Source organism: Microbacterium sp. cx-59 (assembly GCF_020805625.1).
Lineage (GTDB): Bacteria > Actinomycetota > Actinomycetes > Actinomycetales > Microbacteriaceae > Microbacterium.
Window position 1 is genome coordinate 297,192 of record NZ_JAJHGO010000009.1, and the last position, 21,466, is coordinate 318,657.

A 21,466-nucleotide genomic window follows, 5' to 3' on the forward strand; every position below is an offset into this window, starting at 1 on the left:
GCCGCCGCGGCCCCGCCGCAGGCGCCTCGGCACGTGAGTCGTCGGACCGGTGGGGCTGAAGTGAACACATGAGACGGATGAGGCACCCCACCCGCACCCCATCCGACGACTGCGGCGGCATCCGCGCGAACGCGCCCCTCACCCCGCCCGCGGCGGATCCGCGCCGCGGGCGCCACGCGCCGCACCCGCCACCCACCACCCACCGCGGGTCAGCGCCGTTCGAACCGACGCGCGTAGGCGGCCGCGGAGCGGCTCGACAGCGCCAGCAGCACCAGGATGTCGAGCGAGAGCGTCACCAGGGTCGTGTGGATGCGGATCTCCTGCCCCTGCGCCCACCACGTCACGAACGCGGAACCGATCGAGATCGTCGAGAAGGTCATCACGATCACGCGGGGGATGTTGTGTCCGCGCAGGATCAGCACCGCGAAGGCTCCGTCCGCGAGGAGGACGAGCCCCATGACGACGGCGACCGCGATGAACCCGGTGCCGATCTGGTCGGGCGTAAGCGAGATGCCGGCGATGTCCGCGTCGGCCTCGCCCACGAGCGCGGGCCACTGCACGCCGAGCGAGAGCAGCCACAGCACTCCCGTGGCGACGCGGAGCAACACGAGCGCGGCCCCCGCGACCGTCGACATGGGGCGCTTCATCCCCGGGTCGAACGGCAGCGGGCGCGCCAGCCGCGCGGGCGACTCGAAGGCGGCGCGTTTGCGCGGGGCGCCGGCGGCATCCGTCATGCGGTCACCTCCCGCACGTCGATGATCGGCAGGTCGCCATCGGTGCGGATGCTGTCGCCTCCGCCGTTTCGGGCGTGATACCCGGTGGCGAAGTCGGCGATGACGTCGACGCGCACGCCGATGTCGGCGTCCCGGAGGGTGGCGACGATGTGGTCGCGCTCGATGTCGGTGTCGGCGTCGATGCGGTGGGTGACCTGGAGCGTGAACAGCGACAGACCGACCGCCGTGTCGAACGTTCCGGCGGCGAGCCAGTCGACGCGTCGCCCGCCGGGCAGCAACCACCCCTCAGGGCACCGCCAGAACCGCACGTGATGGCGCTGCGCGGGGTTGCCGGCGACCTCCTGCTGGTAGGCGAAGTCCTGCATCCGCCCGAAGAGGAACAGTGGACTCACGGGCGCTTCGTCGTAGCTCCGGCGCGCCAGGGTCGAGGTCACGATGCGCCACGACGTCGCGAAGGTCACCGGGTCGGCTTTGCGCCACCCGGCCGCGCGCATGGCCGATTCGATCTGCTCCGGCGACCCCATGAGCGCCAGATTCACGGGGTCGCCGAGCAGCCCGTCGCTCGTGCGCGTGCGTCCGATGAAGTAGTCCGGTACGTACACGGTGGTCAGGATGCGGTGCAGTCGCGGCAGCACCAGGTAAGCCAGCAGCACCCAGAACGCGATCGCGGCCGGCAGCCCCCACCATCCGACGCGGAAGGTCTCGGTGAAGCTCAGGTAGGCCAGCCAGCCGGCCGCCACCCCGGCGAAGACGAAAAAGAACCAGTCGATCGCGACACCGACCGAGTACGCGCGGCGATGCCGCGGTGTCGTCTCGGTCGCGGTCACGAGTCAGCTCCAGAGCGGGATGGCGGGTTCGTACGCGAGGGCTTCGGCCGCGATCCCCGGCGGCAACGCGTCGAGGGTCGGCGGCTTCCAGTGCGGTGTGCGGCCCTTGTCGATGACCTGTGCGCGGATCCCTTCGAGCAGGTCGGGTTGCGTGAGGGCGAACCAGGTGACCAGCGCGTATTCCTGCGCCAGCGCGGCACGCAGGTTCGGCAGTTCGCGAGCGCTCCGTACCGCCGCGAGGGTCACGGTCAGCGCGACCGGCGAGAGGGTGCGCAGTAGATCGGCGGTGGCGGCCGCATCCGGTTCGGGGCGCGCGTCGAGGCGCGTGATGATCTCGGCCACCGTGTCGGCGCTGAACGCGGCGTCGATCCAGGGGCGGGCCGTTTCGAGACCGGATGTCTCGGGGGTCTCATCGAACAGCAGCACCAGTTCGGCGGGCCCGGTCGGGTCGGCGCGCGTCTCGAGCGCGTCGCGGAACCCGTCCAGCCGTTCGACGGGCACGAGGTGGTCGGCGAAACCCGCGTAGATCGCGTCGGCGTCGGCCATGGTCGAGCCCGTGAGCGCGAGGTACTCGCCGACGCGACCCGGCGCACGTGCGAGCAGCCACGTGCCGCCGACGTCCGGGGTGAACCCGATGCGCGTCTCCGGCATGGCGAGCGCGGACCGCTCCGTGACGACGCGGAAGGCCGCGTGCCCGGCGAGGCCGATGCCGCCGCCCATGGTGATTCCGTCGGCGAGCACGACGAACGGTTTCGGGTACTCCGCGATCCGCGCGTTCAGGGCGTACTCCGCGCGGAAGAACTCGGCGGCACCGAACGCGCCGGCCGTCATGATCTGCTCGCGCAGCACGCGGATGTCTCCGCCCGCGCAGAGGCCGCGCTCCCCTGCTCCCTCGAGCAGGACCATCTCGATGTCGGCGTCGTGCTCCCACGCGTCGAGCGCGTCGGACAGGATGCGGACCATCTCGATGTCGAGCGCGTTGATGGCGCGCGGGCGGTTCAGGATGAGGCGTCCGACGCCGCGATCGGCGTGCACGAGCACGGGGGCGGCGGGGGCTTCCAGGTCGGTCACGCTCGACACGTTACCCCCACCCCGCTCGCCGACTCGGCGTCGCGGATGTCGCTGGATCGTGAGGATTCGGCGGCTTTCCGGCAGGATGGGAGAAAGGGAGGTACTCGCATGCCAGATGGCCAGGTGCTGGAGTTCTCCGAGGTCACGAAACGATTCCGCGGCGTCGACGCTGTCGCCGGACTCACGGCGCGCATCGAACCGGGCGTCGTCACCGGGTTCCTCGGCCCGAATGGCGCGGGCAAGACGACGTCGCTGCGGATCCTGCTCGGACTCGTCGCCCCGACGTCCGGTCGCGCCCGCATCGGCGGTTCGGCCTACGGCGAGCTGCGGCATCCGCTGCAGACCGTCGGCGCTGCGCTCGAGGCGTCGAGCTTCCACCCCGGACGCTCGGCCGCGAACCACCTCACCGTCTACGCGCAGGCGGCAGGGCTTCCGCGGCGCCGCGTCGACGACGTCCTCGGCCTCGTCGGCCTGGCCGATGTCGCGGGCCGGAAGGTCGGCGGGTTCTCGCTCGGGATGCGTCAGCGCCTCGGTCTCGCGACCGCGCTGCTCGGGGACCCCGGCGTGCTCGTGCTCGACGAACCGTCCAACGGCCTCGACCCCGAGGGCATCAAGTGGATGCGGACCCTGCTGCAAGCCTTCGCCAACGAGGGTCGCACCGTGCTCGTCTCATCCCACCTGCTCGGCGAGATCCAGCAGACGACCGACCGACTGCTGATCATCGCGCGCGGGCGGCTCGTGTTCGAGGGCAACATCGAAGACCTGGCCGAGGCATCCGAGTACGCGACGATCGTCGACGCCCCCGACCGCAACGCCCTCGTGTCCGCGGTGACCGCCGCGGGCTACACGTTTGATGTGCTGCGCACGGGCCTCACCGTGCACGGCGCAGAGACGGTCGACATCGGCGCCGTCGCCGCGGCATCGGGCATCACGCTGTCGACGCTGCAGCGTCGCGGCCCGTCGCTCGAGGAGGTCTTCCTCCAATTGGTGGACGGCACCCGCGTACACGCCGGGGTCGCGGCGGCGGGCGACGCCTCAGCGGACGCGGACGCGGACGCGGACGCGGATGCGGATGCGCCGCTCGCGGATGCGCCGCTCGCGGATGCGCCGCTCGGCGACGCCGCACAGCCGCTCGCGAACGCGACGGCGGATCCGGAGGAGGCGACCACAGTGGGCGCCGAGGTCTCGAACGAATCGGATCCCGACGAACCGCGCACCGAACAACCGCGCACCGAACGCACCGACGCCGGCGAGGGGGGTGCCCGATGAGTCTCGCCCACGCGACCCGGTCCGAACTGACCAAGCAGTTCAGCACCTCCATCTGGTGGATCCTCGCGCTCGTTCTCGCCGCCTACCTCGGCGTGACCGCGGCCGGACTCGCGTTCGCGATCGCCGCATCCGACACCGGCATTCTCGGCGGAGCGACGCAGGGACTCCCGACCGGCGCCGGCGCGGCATCCATGCTCTACAGCCTGGCGTCGGCCGTCGGCTACGTCTTCCCCCTCCTGATCGGCACGCTGCTCGTGACCGGCGAGTTCCGTCACAAGACCCTCACGCCGACGTTCCTCGCGACGCCGCGCCGCGGCCGGGTCATCTGGGCGAAGCTCATCGCCGGGGCGATCTTCGGACTTCTGTACGCGGTCCTCGCGCTCGTCGTGACGGTCGGGCCGGCCGCCGGCATCTTGGTCGGATTCGGTCTGGACACCGGTCTCGACAGCACCGATACCTGGGCGATGCTCGCCCGCATCCTGCTCGCCTTCGTACTCTGGGCGATCATCGGGATCGGCGTCGGCCTCGCCGTGCGCAATCAGGTCGCCGCCGTGGTCATCGTGCTCGCGTTCACCCAGTTCATCGAGCCGCTGCTGCGATTCGCGGGCGCGTTCGTCGAGGCCCTCACCGACGTGGCGCGCTATCTGCCCGGCGCGGCGAGCGACACCCTCGTCGGATCGAGCATCTTCACCGCGGCGATGTCCGGCACGGCTGGCGGCGGCCTGGAGTGGTGGGGCGGCGCGCTCGTACTGCTCGGTTACGGGGTCGCGCTGACCCTGATCGGCTACATCGCGGGCTGGCGACGCGACGTCACCTGAGCCGCATCGCGGTGCCCGGGTGAGCCGACCGCCGCGCGATGCAGTCAGCAGCTCAACCGCGGCGAGCCCTGCCGCCCGGTGCAGGTCGACACAACCGCGGCGAGCGCCGCCGCGCAGCGCGTTCAGCCGGCGAGGTCGGCGACGTCGGCCGGTTCGGTTCCGCCGTCGACCCGGAGCGCCTGCGCGAGCTCGACACCGTAGCGCGTCGTCAGGATGATGCGCTGGAACTCGTCGTGACCGTCCAGGTCGATGACGACCCCCGGGCGGCGACGACGGATGAGCGCGAAATCACGGCCACCGGCGTAACGCCAGGTACCGGAAGCAAGCGTGGCGGGGATGTGGGTGCCGGGAGCGCGAACGCCGCGGAGCCAGGTCCAGGCATCATCCGTGAGCTGCACCCGGGTGATCGATGACCGCGCGACGACCACATTCCGTTTGCGGAATGCGAGCGCTCGCTCGGCGACCGACATCACGATCTCCAGCTGAGCCGAGTCGAGCATGAGGGTCACCATGCCTACGATTCTGCCAGCGGGAGCGCCCGGGCGAGACGCCTTTTGCTTACGGACAGGCAACGATCGTGTTGCGCCGATCCGGTTCACGTGACCCCGCCGACACATCTCGGTGGAACACTGGTCAGGTGTCTTCTCGTCCCTCCGGAGCTGTCGCCGCGCCCGTCCCGGATGCGGACGCGGATGCGGTCCCCCTCGCCGACGCCCTGACGCGCGCCCGGAGCGGCGTGCCTCTGCCGGTCGCGGACGTGCTCGCCCTGCTGCACGCGCACGGGCCCGAACGAGACGCAGTGTTCGCCGCCGCTGGCGCGCTCCGCGACGAAGGGCTCGCCCGGGCCGGACGGCCGGGTGTCATCACGTACTCCCGCAAGGTGTTCGTCCCGCTCACGACACTCTGCCGCGACCGCTGCCATTACTGCATCTTCGTCGACACCCCCGGGCAGCTGCTCAAGAAGCGCAAACCCGCGTACATGTCTCCCGAGCAGGTGCTCGCCGTCGTCCGCCAGGGCGCCGCGCTCGGGTGCAAAGAGGCGCTGCTGACCCTGGGCGACCGCCCGGAGGACCGGTGGCCCGAGGCCCGCGCGTGGCTCGACGAGCACGGCTTCGCCTCGACCCTCGACTACGTCGCGCACATCGCCCGCCTCATCACCGCCGAGACCGGGATGCTCGTGCACGCGAACCCGGGCGTCATGCACGACGACGAGCTGCGGATGATGCGGCCCCTCGCGCCGTCGATGGGCATGATGCTCGAGACCACCTCGCGCGACCTGTTCGAGACACCCGGACAGCCGCACTTCGGGTCGCCCGACAAGGACCCCGCGCTGCGTCTGCAGGTGATCGAGGATGCGGGGGCCGCCCGCATCCCGTTCACGACAGGAATCCTCGTCGGCATCGGCGAGACGGTCCGCGACCGGGCCGAGTCCCTGATCGCGCTGCGCGACAGCCACGCCCGGCACGGGCATCTGCAGGAGATCATCGTGCAGAACTTCCGCGCCAAACCCCGCACCGCGATGCAGGACGTACCGGATGCCGACCTGCTGGAGTACGCGCTGACCGTCGCCGTCGCGCGGCTCGTCATGGGGCCCGATATGCGGGTGCAGGTGCCGCCGAACCTGTCGGACACGACGGAGTTCGACCTGCTCGTCCGGGCCGGAATCGACGACTGGGGCGGCGTCTCGCCGCTGACGGCCGACCATGTGAACCCCGAGCGGCCGTGGCCGCACGTCGACGACCTCGCCGCACGGACCGCCGACCTCGGTTTCACCCTGCGCGAGCGTCTCACCGCGCACCCGGAGTACGTGCGCGACGCCGCGGCGTGGATCGACGCGTCGCTGCACGCGCCGGTCGCCGCGCTCGCGGGCCCGTCGGGTCTCGCCACCGTGGCGGGTGAGGCGGGTGCTGCGGATGAGGGCGGTGCCGCCGTCGTCGAAGCGGGTGCTGCCGGTGGGGTCGGTGCTGCCGGTGGGGCGGTTCCCGCGAGCAGCCGCACTCGCATCACCGCGACGGCCCTGGCGGAGCGAGCCGCCGCCGACCCGCTGAGCCTCGACGACGCCGAGTGGGTCGCGCTCCTCGAATCGCGCGGCGCCGACCTCGACACCCTCACCGCGACCGCCGACGACGTGCGCCGCTACACGGTGGGCGAAGCGATCAGCATCGTCGTGAACCGCAACCTGACCTCGACCGGCTTCCGGCGCACGGGCGCCACCTCGGCGGCGGAATTCGACCTCGCGGATGCGGCCGCGATCGCCCGCGACGCCGCAGACCTCGGCGCGACCGAGCTGTGCGTGCAGGGTGTGCTGCCCGCGGGGGAGGATCCGTCGTCCTACCTCGACCTCATCCGCACGATCCGCGCCGCAACTCCCGGAATCCACCTCCACGCCTACCGCCCCCAGGACGTGCGCGACCTCGCCGACCGCGGCGGCCTCGGCCTCGACGGTGCTCTGGCCGCGCTCCGCGACGCGGGTGTCGACACGATGCCGGGCACCGGCGTGAAGGTGTTGTCGGAGCGGGTGCGAGCGCGAGTGGCGCCGGGCGATCTCGAGATCGACCGCTGGGTCGAGGGCATCACGGCCGCCCACCGCGCCGGCTTCCATTCCACGAGCGTCCTCTTCTACGGGCACGTCGAGACCGCCGCCGAGCGGGTCGCGCACCTGCGGCAGCTGCGCCACATCCAGGACGACACCCGCGGATTCGCCGAGTTCGTGCCGATCCCCCTGCCCGGACCCGACGGCGGCGTGCCGCTCGTCGCCGGACGCGCACCGCTCGACGAACACCGCGCGATGGTCGCGGTCTCGCGCCTGATGCTCTCGGGCAGCATCCCGCACGTGCAGATCCCTTGGACGCGCCACGACCGAGCGGTCACCGTCGAACTTCTCCGCGCCGGCGGCGACGACCTCGGCGGAACCCTGCTCGACGGTCGCGTGCGCCCCGAAGCCGGTATCGAGCACGGCAACACGCTGCCGCTCGCGGATGCCGCGCGCCTCGCCCGCACGCTGTTCCGCCCGTTCCGCCAGCGCACCACCGACTACCGCGAGCCGGCTTCCACCCCCGCCCGCCCCACGACCGCGGCGGAGCGCGGGTGACCGTCGACGTCGCGATCGTCGGGGCGGGCTTCGCCGGGCTCGCGATGGCCGGCGCGCTTCGACGGGCGGGCCGCGAGTCGTTCGTGGTCCTCGAACGCGGAAGCTCCGTCGGCGGCACCTGGCGCGACAACACCTACCCCGGCGTCGCGTGCGATGTGCCCTCGCACCTGTACGGGCTGGCGCAGCATCCGTGGCCGGACTGGTCGGGCACCTTCGCGCGCGGCGACGAGATCCACCGCTATCTGCGCCACGTCGCGGATGCGGAGGGGCTCCGCGAACGGCTGCTGCTCGATACCCCGCTGCTCGCCGCCCGCTGGACCGGATCCGCCTGGGAACTCACGACCGGTGGGCCCCGCCGGTCGACCGTCCGCGCGCGACGCCTCGTGCTGGCCTGCGGGCGTCTCACGGAACCTCGCATCCCCGAGATCCCGAATCTCGACGCCTTCACCGGCCCGATCTTCCACTCCGCGCGCTGGGATCACACCGTGCCCCTCGCGGGGCGCCGGATCGCCGTGGTCGGCACTGGCGCATCCGCCGTGCAACTCGTTCCCGAACTCGTACGCCGCGGCGCCGAGGTCGTGCTCTTCCAGCGCACACCGGCCTGGATCGTGCCCCGCGGCGCCGTCGACTACTCCGCAGAAGAACGCCGCCGGCTGGCCGCGCATCCCGATGAGCTCGCCGCGCTCCGCGCGCAGCTCTACCTCAAGGGCGAGCAGAGATTCGCGTCCCGGTCGGGGGATGCGGATGCGGCCGCCGCTGCCGAACACGACGCCCGTGCGCACCTGGCCGCCCAGGTCGACGACGTCGCGCTGCGGGCCGCACTCACCCCGGACTACGCATTCGGATGCAAGCGCGTGCTGCTCTCGGACGACTTCTACCCGGCCGTGGCGTCGGACGCCGTGACGTTCGAGGCATCCGCGCTCGACCGCGTCGAGGGCGGCGCGCTCGTGGCCGCATCCGGGGCGCGGCATCACGCCGACGCACTCGTTCTCGCGACGGGTTTCGCCGCGTCGGAGCAGCCATACGCCCACCTGGTGATGGGCGAGGACGGCGTGACGCTCGCCGAACACTGGGCGGGCGGCATGACGTCGTTCGCCTCGACCGTCGTGTCGGGATTCCCGAACCTGTTCGTGCTGAACGGCCCGAACGCGTCACTCGGCCACAACTCGTCGGTGCTGATGGCCGAGGCGCAGGCCGGGTACGTCGTCGGCGTACTGGCGCGGGCCGAAGCGGCGCCGAGCGGGAGCAGGTCCACCCAGGCTCCCGAGGCCCCGGCGCTGCGCGTCGACCCCGACGCCGAACGGCGCTACACGCAGCGCATCGATGCGGCCGCCGCATCCACCCCCTGGATCCGCGGCGGATGCGCCAACTGGTACGTCGACGAGCGATCGGGGCGGTTGACCCTGCTCTGGCCGGGCACGGTCGACGCGTTCCGGGCCATGCTGGACGAAAGCGACGGGTCGGAATTCCTGCCCGCCGGAACACCCCGCGACCCCTCGCGGGCGAGAGGAGAATCATGACGGTTCCGTTGCGTTTCGGGTACAAGGCCTCGGCCGAGCAGTTCGCGCCCGACCAGCTCGCCGACTTCGCGGTGCTCGCCGAGGAGGTGGGCTTCGACTCGGTGTTCATCTCCGACCACTTCCAGCCGTGGATGCACGAGGGCGGACACGCTCCCGCCGCTCTCCCCTGGCTCGGCGCCGTCGGCGCGCGCACCTCGCGCGTCATCCTCGGCACGTCGGTGCTGACCCCGACCTTCCGCTACCACCCGGCCGTCGTCGCGCAGGCCTTCGCCACGCTCGGCGTCATGTTCCCGGGGCGCATCATCCTCGGCGTCGGCACGGGCGAGGCGCTCAACGAAGTGACTCTCGGGCTCGACTGGCCCGATCCGCCGGAGCGCTTCCAGCGTCTGAAGGAGTCGATCGCGCTGATCGAGAAACTCTGGGCCGACGAGCGCGTCACCTACGAGGGCAACTTCTGGCACGTGACGGATGCCACGGTGTACGACCGTCCGACCACCCCCGTCCCGATCTACATCGGCGCCGCCGGACCGGCCGCAACCAAGCTGGCCGGCCGCGTCGCCGACGGCTTCATCACGACCAGCGGCAAGGACCCGAAGCTCTACACCGACACGCTGCTGCCCGCCCTCGCCGAGGGCCTGGCGAAGGCCGGGCGCCCGGATGACGCCATCGACACCCTGATGGAGGTCAAGGTCTCGTACCACCCCGACCACGCCACGGCGCTCGAGAAGACGCGGTTCTGGGCACCGCTGGCGCTCACCGCCGACGAGAAGATGGGGATTCACGACCCGATCGAGATGCAGCGGCGTGCCGCCGAACTGCCGATCGAGCGGGCCGCGTCGCGGTTCATCGTCTCGACCGATCCCGACGAGCACGTCGAGAAGATCGCTCGGTACGTCGACCTCGGGTTCCGCCACCTCGTGTTCCACGACCCGGGTGAGAACCAGGAGGAGTTCCTGCGCACCTACGGTTCGGAGATTCTGCCGCGCCTGCGCGCCCGGTTCGGCGTGTGACGGCGCCTTCTCCCGTCGTTCACGCTCGTTCGGGCTCGACAACTCCTCCAAAAGCGCCGTCTCTGGGCGCGCAGAGGCGAATCGACACCGATCTGGAGGAGTTAGCCGGCGTCACGGCCCGAGCCTCGGCGCTATCTCGCGCACAACACCGGAAGAGCGGCCCCGAATGAGCGCCGAACGCCCGTCGGACGGCGGGTCTCCCGAGGTGCGCTCACCCGGCTGGGTCGTCGTCGTGCCGCTCAAGCCGGCCGCGATCGGCAAGTCGCGCCTGCGCGACGTCGACGAGCAGCTAGTGCGCGCGATCGGACTCGACACGGTCGCGGCGGCGAGCGCGGCCGCGACCGTTGCCCGGGTGATCGTCGTGACCGCGGATGCCGCCACCGCGGCCGCCGCGGCGAGCATGCCCAGCGTCGAGGTGGTGGCCGAACCCGACCCGTCCGGGCTGAACGCGGCGATCGCGGCAGGCGCGGCGACCGCCGCGAGGGCTCCCCGGGCCGCCCTGCTGGGCGATCTTCCGGCGCTCCGACCCGGAGACCTCGACGCCGCGCTGGCGGCGGCCGCATCCGTCGACCACGGCGTGGTGCCGGATGCGGAGGGCACCGGCTCCACCCTCGTCACCGCGGGCGCGGGCATCGCGTGGCAGTCCGCGTTCGGCGCCGATTCGCTCGCCCGCCATACCGCGCTCGGCTTCACCCTGCTGCCGGTGCCGGCATCCTCGACCCTGCGTCGCGACGTCGACACGGCCGAGCAGCTGGCGGATGCCGCCGTCCTCGGCCTCGGCCCCCGCTCGGCCACCCTCCTCGCCCCGCGCTGATCCCCCGCTCGGCCGCCCCGCGCTGATCCCGCGGCCACCCACCCGCGAGACAGCATCTGCGCAACGAGACGTCGGTCGAGAGCCAACGTCTCGCCGCGAAACTGCCGTCTCGCGGGTTTTCCACAGGAGGGAGGGGCGCGGCGCGCGAGGGGCGAAAGGGCGATCTAGGCTGTGCGGGTGAGTGACTTCTTCGCGGCGGGAGCGGATGCGGATGCCGCCATCGCCCGCATCGAACAGCAGATCGCGGATGCCCAGCGGCATGCCGAACGGGCGCGGGAGTTCCAGTCCGAGATCGAGAACGTGCGGGGCGTCGCGCGGTCGCCGCGGCGTGAGCTGCAGGTCACGGTCGACGCGTCGGGCCGCCTCGCCGCCATCGATCTCTCCGACGCCGCCATGGAGCTGGCTCCGCGCGCACTCGCGAAGCTGATCGTCGACACGGCCAACGCCGCCCAGCGCGATGCGGGCGGGAAGGCCGTCGACATCGCGGCGGAGGCCTTCGGCCGCGACTCGGGTGTGGTCGCCCAACTCCAGGCCGAAGTCGACAAAGCCCCGCCATCCGCGGATTCCTCGACCTCGACGATTCGGGAGTGAGCATGGCCGGTCACATCGCGGTCGATCAAGACCTCATCACCTCGCACGCGGCGCGCGTCGAGGTCGTCGCCTCCGACATCGCGGTCGCGCGTGATGCGGCCGGTTCGACGAGCATGGGCGGCGGAGCGTTCGGCGTGCTGTGTTCATTCTTGGTCGGTCCCGCGTCGCTCGCGGCCTCGATGGCGCAGCAGACGGTCCAGGCCGCCGAGGGGATGGTGCGCCGGAGCGCGACCGAGCTCCGCGGGGTCGCCACCGACATGGCCGCGTTCGAAGACGACGTCGTGCAGGGCGTCGCCGCTCTCGAGTCGAGCCTCGGGTGAGCACGGCGAATCCGCTCGTCGCCGCGCCTGTCGACACGGCGACGCCGTTCAGCGGGGCGGGAGTGCTCGACTCCGGCAGTCAGCTCGTGACGGCGATCGAGTCGGGCGACTGGGCGCAGGGCGCGATGGCCGGTGTAGGCGTAGCCCTCGACACCGCGGCCACCGTCATCGATCCGCTCGGCTCGCTGATCGCCGCGGGCCTCGGCTGGCTCATCGATCACCTCGAGCCGCTCAAGGGTTGGTTCAACGACTTCACCGGGGACGCGGGCGAGGTCGCGGCTTTCGGCCAGACCTGGGCCAATGTCCAGTCCCAGCTGCAGACCTCCGGCGACGAACTCGCGCGCATCGTCGGCGATGTCGACGAGCTCGCCGGTGAGGCGATGGATGCGTACCGCCGCTTCCAGTCCGAATCCGCGCAGCACATCAGCGCCGCCGCATCCTGGGCCGGCGCCATGTCGACCGGACTGCAGATCGCGTCGACCATCGTGCAGATCGTGCACGATCTCGTGCGCGATGTGCTCTCGCAACTCGTCGGCTCGATCATCTCCTGGGCGGCGGAGGCGGTCTTCACCCTGGGACTTGCGACCCCGGTGATCGTCGGGCAGGTCACAACGCGGGTCGCCTCGCTGAGCGCGAAGGTCGGCAAGTACGTCACCGACGCGATCTCGTCCTGCAAGTCGCTGTCGAAGCTGCTCGACGAGCTGACCGCCCTCCTCCGTGAGGCGGGAACGCTGTTCGACGGCGTGCTGAAGGGTGGTGGGCCGTCGGGCCGCGGTCCGCACGGACCTCTTCGATCAGAATCGCCACCGACACCCGCGCGGTCGCCGGATGGGCCCCCGACGTTTCGGACGGCCATTGATGACAATGTCGTAGACGTACCGCGCCAGGATTTACCGCCTGGGCTCGCATCAACATTCACCGACGGCCAGTATCGAACTGTGGAAACTATTGAACCTGTTGAGTTGTACCGCGTGTACGGCGGCGACGCCAGCCAAACGGGCGGGTTTGCGACCACCGAGTACGCCACAGACCGCCTAACGGCGATGGACAGGTCGGCGTTGAACCCAGAGTGGAACAACACCAGGGAATGGCAGGCCGTAATCGACGTACCCGCGGGACAAACTCTGCAGATTGGTCAGGTCGCGCCTCAGGTCCTGGACGACGGTCGAATACTCCCGGGAGGCGCAGACCAGATTCTCCTCCCCCAAAACTGGGATCCATCCTGGATTAGGAATGTCGAGCCCGTACCGCCTATCGGGGATACCCGTTGAGCGCGCGCGACCGGTACATCGAGGCGCTGATCACGGCAGATGAGATCGTGCGCGAGATGCCGGAACGTGCGCCGGACGATCCTACGGGTGTGGAATCAGAGACCAAGGCGGCGCTGCGCGTCGCACTGGCAGACGCCGTTCGGCGAGCACGTGATGGCGACGTAACGCCCGGTAGCGCAACTGCAGCGTCCCTCAGCCGCCGGCTGGTTGACGGCAATGGGACCCGTGACCCGTCCGCCACCATCTACTCCGCGTTGGAAGCGATTGACGCTGCGCGCGAAGAAGCCGTCAGCGGCGCCCTGCAGCTGCTGCCACCCGCAACACTCCAGTCACTGGCCGAGTCCGGGCCGACCGTTCCTCCGTCGTATCTCCCGCTCATCGTGCGCTTCGCCCTTCTCGTGCCGACAACGACCGACGCAGACAGAAACACGCGTCTCGTCTCTCTCCAGTCGACCGGCGGACTCCGAATGATTCCTGCATTCGCGTCCCGCGGGCAGTTGGACCGTTGGTCCGCGCAAGCCCGGGCGGACTCCACGTCGGTGTCGCTCACCCAGATCGAGACGCTTCTCCAACTGGCTCAGCGTGCTCAGGTCGACGGAATCGTCATCGACCCGGGTGGCCGGAATGTTGTCATCCCGATCGACAAGTCACCACTGCTGGAAACCCATGATGCTCGCCTACCGGCGCGTGTGCCTCTTTCCTTCGGCGGAGCCGCGAACGTGAGCCCCGAACTTGTGGCGGCCGCACGGCGCGCGGCACAGAATACGCCAGGCGTGTCTGCCGTTTACGCTGTGTCCGTGGTGGAGGGCACCGCGACCCCGCGACTCGTGTGGGTGGTGAAGAACGATGCGGCTGACCAGACGGCCCTGCGGGCATTCGCGAACCACTTCGTCGCATCCGTCCCGTCGGGCTCGCCAATTGACATCCTGGATGCGGACACTCCACTGGGGCAGGCCGTCCAAGAATCCGTCAGCCCCGTGTACCGCGATGAACAGGGCTGACCTCAAGGAGCGATTCAGTGACACCTACACCTCGCGCGGCGACCGCGGGAATTCCTGAACCGCCCGACTTAGCGAGAGAGAACGGTTCGCGACAGCGATCGATAGAGACACAGCCCGACGAGAATTCGGCGAGGAGAGCCTCGACCTTGCCTGAAGCGGAGGAGAGCGACACGGACAGCACGACTGTCGGCACGGACCTCGCGCGGCTCCTGCGCCGGCACTGGGGTGCGCGAGCCAACTCCAACGAGTTCATCCGGAGCAAGGGAATCGCCTCGGTCGTTATCTACGACGCGTGCAAGGTCACTCTCGCGGGCGACCCGGACGGAGTACGCGTCTGGACGCAGCCGGCTCCGCCTGCCACCACGCCCCGCGTGGATGTGATCGTGCCGCGTGAGGACGTCGACGGTGTACTCAAGGACATCGACGCCGCATGCCGTCTGGCCTTCCCGCCGGCGTTCATCCACCGCTTCGACGAGTGGGCGAACTCGGGCGGAGAACTCAGGTCAGGGGGTTCCGACGCTTCGCCACGCGTGCCCGGACCCACTCTGACCGACGCCGATCTGGACGCGGAGATTCATAACTTCTGGAGGGATTCTGCGGTCGTCGTGCCGGGCGACGATTCACTGTCCGGCGACCTCCGACGCACCATCCGCCTGTACGACATGATTAGCGTCGTCGTCGTCCGAAACGAGCCGCACAAGCAGCTGACGGGAGGCATCGTCGTCGGCGACGGCGTCGAGAGTTCCGATTTTGGGACGTGGTTCACGGCCGACCACCCGGACGCGGAAGGACTGCGAGAGCTCATGCAGAGGCTCGATGGCTGGGTCCGGCTGAGACTGGGGCGACCGGCGTCGACCCTGGCACCGCGATGAACGGGTAGAGAAACCCGCTGACCTGGGCAGTAATCCTGATATTGGCCTCTCGTGACGTCGATACCGCCTGACTGGAACAGCCAGGGCTGCGAGGTGTGCAAAGCCCAATGGATGACCGGACAGCAACCGCAGCGAATAGCTGTCAACGCAACCCTGCACGAGACGCTTTACTGGTGCCGGGTGTGCGGGACACTCTGGGTCGAGACCGAGCGATTCGCTGCGGCGATCGACAGCGCGACCGCCCGACGGGACTTCGGAGAGGGGAGCCTCGATACCATCTGATGACGGAACGTTCGACGACACGTACTTCTCCCGCCAGGATCGGTTCTCCGTGGGGACCGAGCGGCCCTCTGGACGGTTCTCCCTCTCGATCCCGGTGAGCAACGGAGTCGTCGACTACGAGGAATACTACGAGCTCACCGAGGCGCAGTACGACGTGTTCGTCGCGGACCGCGCCTCCGCCGCGACCTTCGCCGAAGAGTGCCGGAAGCACGAGCACGACGCGCTCCTGCTGCGCAAGCCCGGATCCAACCGCGGCACCCCCGTGTGACGACGGAGCCGGCCCGACCGTGTGCACAAATCAGGAGAAACAGGGGCCGCAGGCGCGGCGACCACGAGCAGGCGGCCGGTCTTCCTGCGTTGTGCACGCGTCAGCCGGCGCACGCGCGGAGAGCGCGACGCGGATGACGGACCGCCGCGCGCCCGAGAGGAGGAATCCGTGAGCAGAAGCGAGCCGAGTCCCGCGGATGTGGATGCGGCGCTCATCGCCTATGTGGGCCGGGGCCGCACCGGGGTGCCCACGGCGGCGCCCGATGCCGTGCGCACACTCGGCGCCCGGAACCCGGACGCCCTCCTCGCCGAGGTCGAGGCGACGCTGCACGTCGCCGACAGCATCCCCTTCGATGATGTCGCCCCGTTCGACGACGGACTCCGCGGACGCCTGTACCAGAGGCTCCGCGACCTCTTCCCCGAGCGTGGAGACGACGCGATCGAGGCCCTCGGAGGGCGGTGGGCCTACTTCACCCTGAGATGACGCCCGACGTAGGATCTCCCCGTGGACGAGCGAACGACGGGCGACGGGAGTACCCCTTCGGAGCTGAGCTGCGACGTCTGCCGAACCGGTGTCTACTCCGGCGGTCAGCCGCGATTCGTCGTCGCAACCTCCGGCGTCGATCTGCTCTATCGCTGCGACGCGTGCGGCACGTGGTGGATCGGCAACGAACGGGCAACGTGGCCGGCCACGTGGGCCGAAGCCCGCACCCTCTCCCCCGACCACGTGGCAGCAGCAACGTCGGCGCTGAGCCACGGGGTCCGCGCTTATGTGTGGGGTGCCGGCGGGTCCATCCCCGGGCGGCATCCAGAACTCGTCGACGATGCGGCCGTGCGGGAGAGGGTCGAGGACGTCATCGCCGAGGCCGACAACATCCGACCGGATGCCGGTGCCACCGACCTGAATTCCTGGGCCGCGCGCGAAGTCGCGGCGATCTCCACGCGCCATCCCGAACTCGACGAAGCCGCCCTCCGCGTACTCCGGGACCTCCTCACGTGGACGTGGCGCTGAGCGCCCGCCGGCGAACGGAAACCGCGCGACTCAGAGCGCGTAGGACGCGGCGAGGCGCCTGAGCCCCTCGTCGATCGACACCGCAGGCTCCCATTCCAACGCGGAACGGATCCCGCGCTGGTCGAACCAGTGCGCGGTCGACAGCTGCTCCGCGAGGAACCGCGTCATCGGCGGCTCATCGGCACCGGGGCGCACGGCCCAGACACGCTCCACGACCGAGCCGGCCGCACGGGCCACCCCGGCCGACACGCTCCACCGGGGCGGACGCACGCCCGCGGCGCGGCAGATCCCGGCCATCAGCTCACCGACCGGGCGCGGCTCGCCGTTCGTCAGCACGAACGCACGCCCATGCACGCGATCGACGTGCGCGAGGGCGGCGACGATTCCGGATGCGGCGTTGTCGATGTAGGTCGAATCGATGAGGGCGGTGCCGCCGTTCAGGAGCGGGAGGCGTCCGCGCCGTGCGCGATCGACGATGCGTGCCACGAGCTGCGGGTCCCCCGGCCCCCACACGAGATGCGGGCGGATGGCGACGACATGCAGGTCGTCGCCATCGCGTCCGAGCGCGAGCAGCTCGGCCTCCGCCTTCGTGCGGGCGTACTCGCCACGCGCGTGCGCCGGGTCGGCGGGCTCGGCGCCGACGCCCGCGAGGGCAGCGCCCGCGTGCGCCACCGAGGGCGACGACACCTGCACGAACCTCGACACCCCGGCGCGCGCGGCCGCGTCGAGCACGATGCGCGTGCCGTCGACGTTGATCCGCCGGAAGTCCGCAGGGTCGCCCGCGAGCGAGACCTTCGCCGCGAGGTGCACGACGCCGTCGGCGCCCGCCATCCCGCGCGCGACGAGCGCCGCATCCGTCACCGAACCGAGCAGGTCGGTCACGCCGGGTACGCCGGAGGGGCGGCGCTGCAGCGTCCGCACCTCGTGGCCCGCGTCGACGAGCGCCGACGCGACGGCCTGGCCGAGGAATCCGGATGCCCCGGTGACGAGCACGATCACGGCGCCGTGGGCCGTTCGCCGGCGAGGATGCGATCGGCCCACGCCGATAGGCGCGCGCGATCGATCTTCGAGTTGTGCCGGATGTCGGTGGGCAGGCTCGGAACGACCAGCACCGCCACGATCGGCAGCTCGGAACTCGCGCGCACCGCGGCCGCGAGGCGGTCATCGGCGATGGCCGGGCGACGAGCGGCGGGCAGCGTCTCGACGACCGCCACCGCATTCCGAAGCCCCTGCGGCCCGACGCCGACGACCGCGGCGCGACGCACACCCGGCAGGCGCTCCACGTCCTGCTCGGGGCCCACCGGGGCGACGGGCCCCTCCGCGGTGACGATGACGTGCGGCAGGCGCCCCTCGACCCAGAGTCGCCCGTCCGCGTCGAGGTGCCCGACGTCGCCGGTGCGGTGCCAGCGGCGGCCGTCCGCATCCGGAACATCGCGGATCGCCGCGCGATCGGTCAGCCAGAGCCGGTCGTAACCGGTCTTCAGGTGCGGGGCCGAGATCACGATCTCGCCCAGCACGCCCCGCGACTCGGACGGGGCCCCGGATGCGTTGCCGTCGGCGTCCAACGCGCTGATCAGCACCCGGTTCTCACCGATCGCCGAGCCGACGCACACACCGCGATCGGGCGCGGCCTCGGCCGCACGGATCCCGTCGAGCGTGATGTCGGTGACGAGCAGGCACTCGGTCATGCCGTACGGCGTGTGCGGCACGGCGTTCGGCATCAGTTCGCGGGTCGACGCGAGCAGGCCCGCCCCGATCGGAGCGCCGGTCGAAAGGAACGTCTGCACCTCCACGAGCGCCGCGCGGTCGTCCGCGGTCAGCGCATCGGCGGTCGCGACGACGTTGAGGATGGCGGCCGGCGAGAGGAAGACGATCTTGCCGCGCGATTCCCGGACCGCGGCGGCGACGGCGGATGCGGTCAGCGTACGCGGCGCGGACACGTCCATGTCGGGCGTCACCGAGCGCGTTCCGAGCGCCGGGCCGAGCAACGCGAACGGCGCGAAGCCCGTGACGAGCCCGGTGTCGGGCGTGACCTCGAAGTGCCGGCCGAGCGTGTCTCGCAGCGCGGAGAGCTGCCGGTGCGTGTAGACGACGCCCTTCGCCGGACCGGTCGATCCGGAGGTGAACAGGATCGCCGCGAGGTCCTCGGGGCCGGGCGCCTCGGGCAGGTCGCCGCCGCGGACGACGAGGTCGGACAGCGAGGCGGTCACCCCGAGCGCGCGTCGAACGGGCGAGGGGAGGCGGGTCGCCGAGATGCGGATACCGGGCCAGCCCAGCGCGCGTGCGGCGGCGAGCCCGGTGCGCTCGCCGATGACGTACGACGGCCGCGCGCCGCGCACCGCGCGGGAGAGGCCCTTCACGCCGAGTCCCGCATCCGCCACCACGACCACGGCCCCGATGCGCAGGCACGCGTAGATGACGGCGGTCAGCGTCGCCCCGGGCGGCACGAGCAGCGACACCCGGTCACCGCGGCGCACGCCGAGGTCATGGAGCCCCGCCGCGATGCGGCGAACCCGATCGTCGAGCACGCGCCAGCTGACCCGCATCGGCACAGCGGGGCTCATGTCGATCACGGCCGGACCGTCGTCGTCGCGGCGCGCGTCGAGCGCTGCCCAGAGCGGCGTGAACTCGGTCTCGGCAGCGGTACGGACGGCACCGCGCTCGCGCGCCTCGCGGCGAGTAGCCGGCGCATCCGACTCCCCCACGATGCGCGCACGGTTGTCGTCGAGCCAGCCGAGCACGGCGTCGTCGTACGCGCGGTCCTCCGCGAGCAGGTGTCCCGCACCCTCGAATCGGTGCACATCGGCGTGCGGCAGGCGGGTGATCAGGTCGTCGAGATACCGCTCGACGAAGACGGGGTCGCGCGGCCCCCAGAGCAGCAGCGCGGGAACCTCGAGCCCCGCGACGCCCGCGGCGATCCGCTCGAGTTCGGCGTGACTCGCGTGCCGGCGATCGACCGGGATGTCGTCGACGAATCCGCCGACACCGCCGCGGCGGGATGCCCCGCGATACGGCGAGCGGAACGCCGCCTTCACGTCGGCAGCGAGCGCGGGCGAGGCGAGCGCGAGGGTCGTGTCGAGGAACGCAGAGGTTCGCACCGTGGAGGCGGCGAGCATCCCGCGCGCCCGCGCGAGCCGCAGCGGCGCCGGAATCGGCACGCCCTCCGGATGGTGCACGGCGGTGTTGAGCAGCATCACGCCCGAGAGCTGGCCGGGGTGATCGACCGCCCAGCCGAGCGAGACGACACCGCCCCAGTCGTGCCCGAGCGTCACGACCGGACCCTCGATCCCGAGGGCATCGGTGAGAGCCCCGAGGTCGCGCACGCGCGTCGCGAGACGCCGGGTCGTTCCCGTGCGCTCGGAGAACCCCATGTCGAGCTGGTCGACCGCGATCACGCGCCACGCGGTCCGGCCCGCCTCCGCCGCGGCCACCGACGCCGACACGAGCGCCCGCCACAGGTACGACCACGTCGGATTGCCGTGCACGGCGAGGACCGTGCCGGCGACGGGCGCACCGAGGCGCGCGAGCTCGTCACCCGTGTCGAGCAGATGCCAGCGCCGGATGCGGCCGCCATCCGCCGCGTGCTCCGCCACCTCGACGGTCCGCGAGAAACGCGGATCGACACCCGGGAGGTCGGACGGCAGCACCGGGGAGGTCACCAGGCGATCTCCATCATGGCGGTGTTGAGGCCCGATCCGACGCCCATGAGCAGCACCCGATCGCCCTTGTTCAGCGTCGACTGCTCCTCGGCCAGAGTGATCGGGATCGAGGCGGGACCGACGTTCCCGAGCCGCGGGAAGGTCGTCGGCACCTTGTCTTTCGAGAGTTTGACGGCCTTCACGATCGCATTGGTGTGCACCGACGAGACCTGGTGGGTGATGTACCGGTCGACCGTCGACCAGTTCCACTCGGTGGAGGCCTCTTTCCAGGCCGAGACGACCAGGTCGAGCCCGCCCTTCAGCAGAGCCTTCGCATCCGTGAACATGCCGTCGACACTGCCGACGCAGAGCTCGTGGAACTGCGTCGCCGCGCGCGTCACACCGCCGAGGATGCGGTGGCCCTCCGGGTGCTCATCGGCACGGCCGAGCACGGCCGCGGCGGCGCCGGACCCCAGAGTGAGCGACGCGAACTCGCTCATGAACTGGTCGCGGTCGACGTCTTCGCGCTGCAGGCGCTCGATCGTGTTGACCTGGATCTCGTCGGCATCCTCGCCGTTGACGATCAACGCGTAGCGGATCTGCCCCGACTCGATCATGCTCGCCGCCACGCTCATGCCGTTGACGAAGCCGAGGCAGGCGTTGGCGATGTCGAAGTTGATCGCCGAACTCGGCATCCCGAGGCCGTGGTGCAGTCGCACGGCGACCGACGGCTCGAGGTGCTTGCGGCTCACGGAGGTGTTGATGACGAGACCGATCTCGGACGCATCCACCCCGCTCTCGGCGAGCGCCTGGCGCCCGGCCGCGACGGCAGCGTCGTCGGACGACTCTCCCGCGGCCCAGTTGCGCCGTTCCACGACACCCGCGACGCGTCGCAGCAGTCCGCTGCGCAGCCGCAGCCGCGAGAGCGCGGACGAGAGGCGGTCCTCGATATCGTCCGAGGTCGTCACCCGCCCGGGAAGAGCGCTCGCCACGGAAAGCAGCGAAACGTTTGCGAAGCGGGCAGTCGAATTTCCAGCCACGGAACCTCCGTCGGAACG

The 21,466-nt window shown here is 71.0% G+C and carries 21 protein-coding genes; 14 read left to right on the top strand and 7 right to left on the bottom strand.

Features of this window, described 5'->3' with window-relative positions; all coding sequences use genetic code 11:
- Positions 1-209: 209 nt before the first annotated feature.
- Genes LMI96_RS13555 through LMI96_RS13565 form a run of 3 tightly spaced genes read right to left on the bottom strand, consistent with a single transcriptional unit; the run spans position 210 to position 2,632 of the window.
- Positions 210-734 (bottom strand): hypothetical protein, encoded by a 525-nt coding sequence (locus LMI96_RS13555; RefSeq protein ID WP_228361867.1) that lies wholly within the window; start codon positions 732-734, stop codon positions 210-212.
- Entirely contained in the window at positions 731-1,561 is an 831-nt protein-coding gene (locus tag LMI96_RS13560; protein WP_228361868.1) for an LssY C-terminal domain-containing protein, read from the bottom strand. The genes LMI96_RS13555 and LMI96_RS13560 overlap by 4 nt, the downstream gene beginning before the upstream one ends.
- Before the next feature lie 3 nt (positions 1,562-1,564).
- Positions 1,565-2,632, bottom strand: a complete 1,068-nt coding sequence (locus LMI96_RS13565) for an enoyl-CoA hydratase/isomerase family protein (RefSeq protein WP_228361869.1) — start codon at positions 2,630-2,632, stop codon at positions 1,565-1,567.
- A gap of 108 nt (positions 2,633-2,740) precedes the next feature.
- Here LMI96_RS13565 and LMI96_RS13570 point away from each other — a divergent pair, with 108 nt between their 5' ends.
- Positions 2,741-3,901: an ATP-binding cassette domain-containing protein gene (locus LMI96_RS13570; protein WP_228361870.1), complete on the top strand. Its 1,161-nt coding sequence runs from the start codon at positions 2,741-2,743 to the stop codon at positions 3,899-3,901.
- The gene (locus LMI96_RS13575) at positions 3,898-4,719 is read left to right on the top strand and encodes an ABC transporter permease (protein ID WP_228361871.1); all 822 of its coding nucleotides are present in this window, start codon (positions 3,898-3,900) and stop codon (positions 4,717-4,719) included. Before LMI96_RS13570 ends, LMI96_RS13575 begins: the two co-directional genes overlap by 4 nt.
- Before the next feature lie 122 nt (positions 4,720-4,841).
- Here LMI96_RS13575 and LMI96_RS13580 read toward each other — a convergent pair whose 3' ends face one another.
- On the bottom strand, positions 4,842-5,231 hold the full coding sequence (locus LMI96_RS13580; protein WP_223723104.1) for a hypothetical protein: 390 nt from the start codon (positions 5,229-5,231) through the stop codon (positions 4,842-4,844).
- 125 nt (positions 5,232-5,356) lie between these two features.
- On the opposite strand from LMI96_RS13580, the gene cofG reads away from it, so the two are divergent.
- The 12 genes from cofG (at position 5,357) to LMI96_RS13640 (ending at position 16,770) form a co-directional block, all read left to right on the top strand.
- Positions 5,357-7,810 (top strand): 7,8-didemethyl-8-hydroxy-5-deazariboflavin synthase CofG, encoded by a 2,454-nt coding sequence (gene cofG / locus LMI96_RS13585; RefSeq protein ID WP_228361872.1) that lies wholly within the window; start codon positions 5,357-5,359, stop codon positions 7,808-7,810.
- The gene (locus LMI96_RS13590) at positions 7,807-9,330 is read left to right on the top strand and encodes an NAD(P)/FAD-dependent oxidoreductase (RefSeq protein WP_228361873.1); all 1,524 of its coding nucleotides are present in this window, start codon (positions 7,807-7,809) and stop codon (positions 9,328-9,330) included. Before cofG ends, LMI96_RS13590 begins: the two co-directional genes overlap by 4 nt.
- Positions 9,327-10,340, top strand: a complete 1,014-nt coding sequence (gene fgd / locus LMI96_RS13595) for a glucose-6-phosphate dehydrogenase (coenzyme-F420) (RefSeq protein ID WP_228361874.1) — start codon at positions 9,327-9,329, stop codon at positions 10,338-10,340. The genes LMI96_RS13590 and fgd overlap by 4 nt, the downstream gene beginning before the upstream one ends.
- Positions 10,341-10,506: 166 nt before the next feature.
- Positions 10,507-11,154, top strand: a complete 648-nt coding sequence (cofC, locus tag LMI96_RS13600) for a 2-phospho-L-lactate guanylyltransferase (RefSeq protein ID WP_228361875.1) — start codon at positions 10,507-10,509, stop codon at positions 11,152-11,154.
- A gap of 177 nt (positions 11,155-11,331) precedes the next feature.
- Positions 11,332-11,745, top strand: a complete 414-nt coding sequence (locus LMI96_RS13605; protein ID WP_223723109.1) for a YbaB/EbfC family nucleoid-associated protein — start codon at positions 11,332-11,334, stop codon at positions 11,743-11,745.
- Positions 11,742-12,065 (top strand): hypothetical protein, encoded by a 324-nt coding sequence (locus tag LMI96_RS13610; RefSeq protein WP_228361876.1) that lies wholly within the window; start codon positions 11,742-11,744, stop codon positions 12,063-12,065. Before LMI96_RS13605 ends, LMI96_RS13610 begins: the two co-directional genes overlap by 4 nt.
- 62 nt (positions 12,066-12,127) lie before the next feature.
- Entirely contained in the window at positions 12,128-13,336 is a 1,209-nt protein-coding gene (locus LMI96_RS13615) for a hypothetical protein (protein WP_228361877.1), read from the top strand.
- Positions 13,333-14,337: an enhanced serine sensitivity protein SseB C-terminal domain-containing protein gene (locus tag LMI96_RS13620; RefSeq protein ID WP_223723112.1), complete on the top strand. Its 1,005-nt coding sequence runs from the start codon at positions 13,333-13,335 to the stop codon at positions 14,335-14,337. The genes LMI96_RS13615 and LMI96_RS13620 overlap by 4 nt, the downstream gene beginning before the upstream one ends.
- A gap of 146 nt (positions 14,338-14,483) precedes the next feature.
- Positions 14,484-15,209 carry a hypothetical protein gene (locus LMI96_RS13625; RefSeq protein WP_228361878.1) on the top strand — a complete coding sequence of 242 codons (726 nt, stop codon included), beginning with the start codon at positions 14,484-14,486 and terminating at the stop codon, positions 15,207-15,209.
- A 376-nt stretch (positions 15,210-15,585) separates the two neighbouring features.
- Positions 15,586-15,759, top strand: a complete 174-nt coding sequence (locus LMI96_RS13630) for a hypothetical protein (protein WP_228361879.1) — start codon at positions 15,586-15,588, stop codon at positions 15,757-15,759.
- Positions 15,760-15,927: 168 nt separating this feature from the next.
- On the top strand, positions 15,928-16,242 hold the full coding sequence (locus tag LMI96_RS13635) for a hypothetical protein (protein ID WP_228361880.1): 315 nt from the start codon (positions 15,928-15,930) through the stop codon (positions 16,240-16,242).
- A gap of 21 nt (positions 16,243-16,263) precedes the next feature.
- Positions 16,264-16,770, top strand: a complete 507-nt coding sequence (locus LMI96_RS13640; RefSeq protein ID WP_228361881.1) for a hypothetical protein — start codon at positions 16,264-16,266, stop codon at positions 16,768-16,770.
- Positions 16,771-16,800: 30 nt separating this feature from the next.
- On the opposite strand, the gene LMI96_RS13645 is transcribed toward LMI96_RS13640, so the two are convergent.
- From LMI96_RS13645 to LMI96_RS13655, 3 genes are read right to left on the bottom strand one after another with little or no spacing between them, the layout of a single operon-like run.
- Positions 16,801-17,769: an NAD-dependent epimerase/dehydratase family protein gene (locus LMI96_RS13645; protein ID WP_228362024.1), complete on the bottom strand. Its 969-nt coding sequence runs from the start codon at positions 17,767-17,769 to the stop codon at positions 16,801-16,803.
- Entirely contained in the window at positions 17,766-20,432 is a 2,667-nt protein-coding gene (locus tag LMI96_RS13650; protein ID WP_228362025.1) for an alpha/beta fold hydrolase, read from the bottom strand. Before LMI96_RS13650 ends, LMI96_RS13645 begins: the two co-directional genes overlap by 4 nt.
- On the bottom strand, positions 20,426-21,448 hold the full coding sequence (locus LMI96_RS13655) for a 3-oxoacyl-ACP synthase III (protein WP_228361882.1): 1,023 nt from the start codon (positions 21,446-21,448) through the stop codon (positions 20,426-20,428). Before LMI96_RS13655 ends, LMI96_RS13650 begins: the two co-directional genes overlap by 7 nt.
- Between the last annotated feature and the right edge of the window lie 18 nt (positions 21,449-21,466).

What these genes read in the sequence shown, in the direction of transcription:
- LMI96_RS13555 (WP_228361867.1), bottom strand. Translation starts at nt 734, where the DNA reads ATGACGGATGCCGCCGGCGCCCCGCGCAAACGCGCCGCCTTCGAGTCG.
- LMI96_RS13570 (WP_228361870.1), top strand. Translation starts at nt 2,741, where the DNA reads ATGCCAGATGGCCAGGTGCTGGAGTTCTCCGAGGTCACGAAACGATTC.
- LMI96_RS13575 (WP_228361871.1), top strand. Translation starts at nt 3,898, where the DNA reads ATGAGTCTCGCCCACGCGACCCGGTCCGAACTGACCAAGCAGTTCAGC.
- LMI96_RS13580 (WP_223723104.1), bottom strand. Translation starts at nt 5,231, where the DNA reads ATGGTGACCCTCATGCTCGACTCGGCTCAGCTGGAGATCGTGATGTCG.
- fgd (WP_228361874.1), top strand. Translation starts at nt 9,327, where the DNA reads ATGACGGTTCCGTTGCGTTTCGGGTACAAGGCCTCGGCCGAGCAGTTC.
- cofC (WP_228361875.1), top strand. Translation starts at nt 10,507, where the DNA reads ATGAGCGCCGAACGCCCGTCGGACGGCGGGTCTCCCGAGGTGCGCTCA.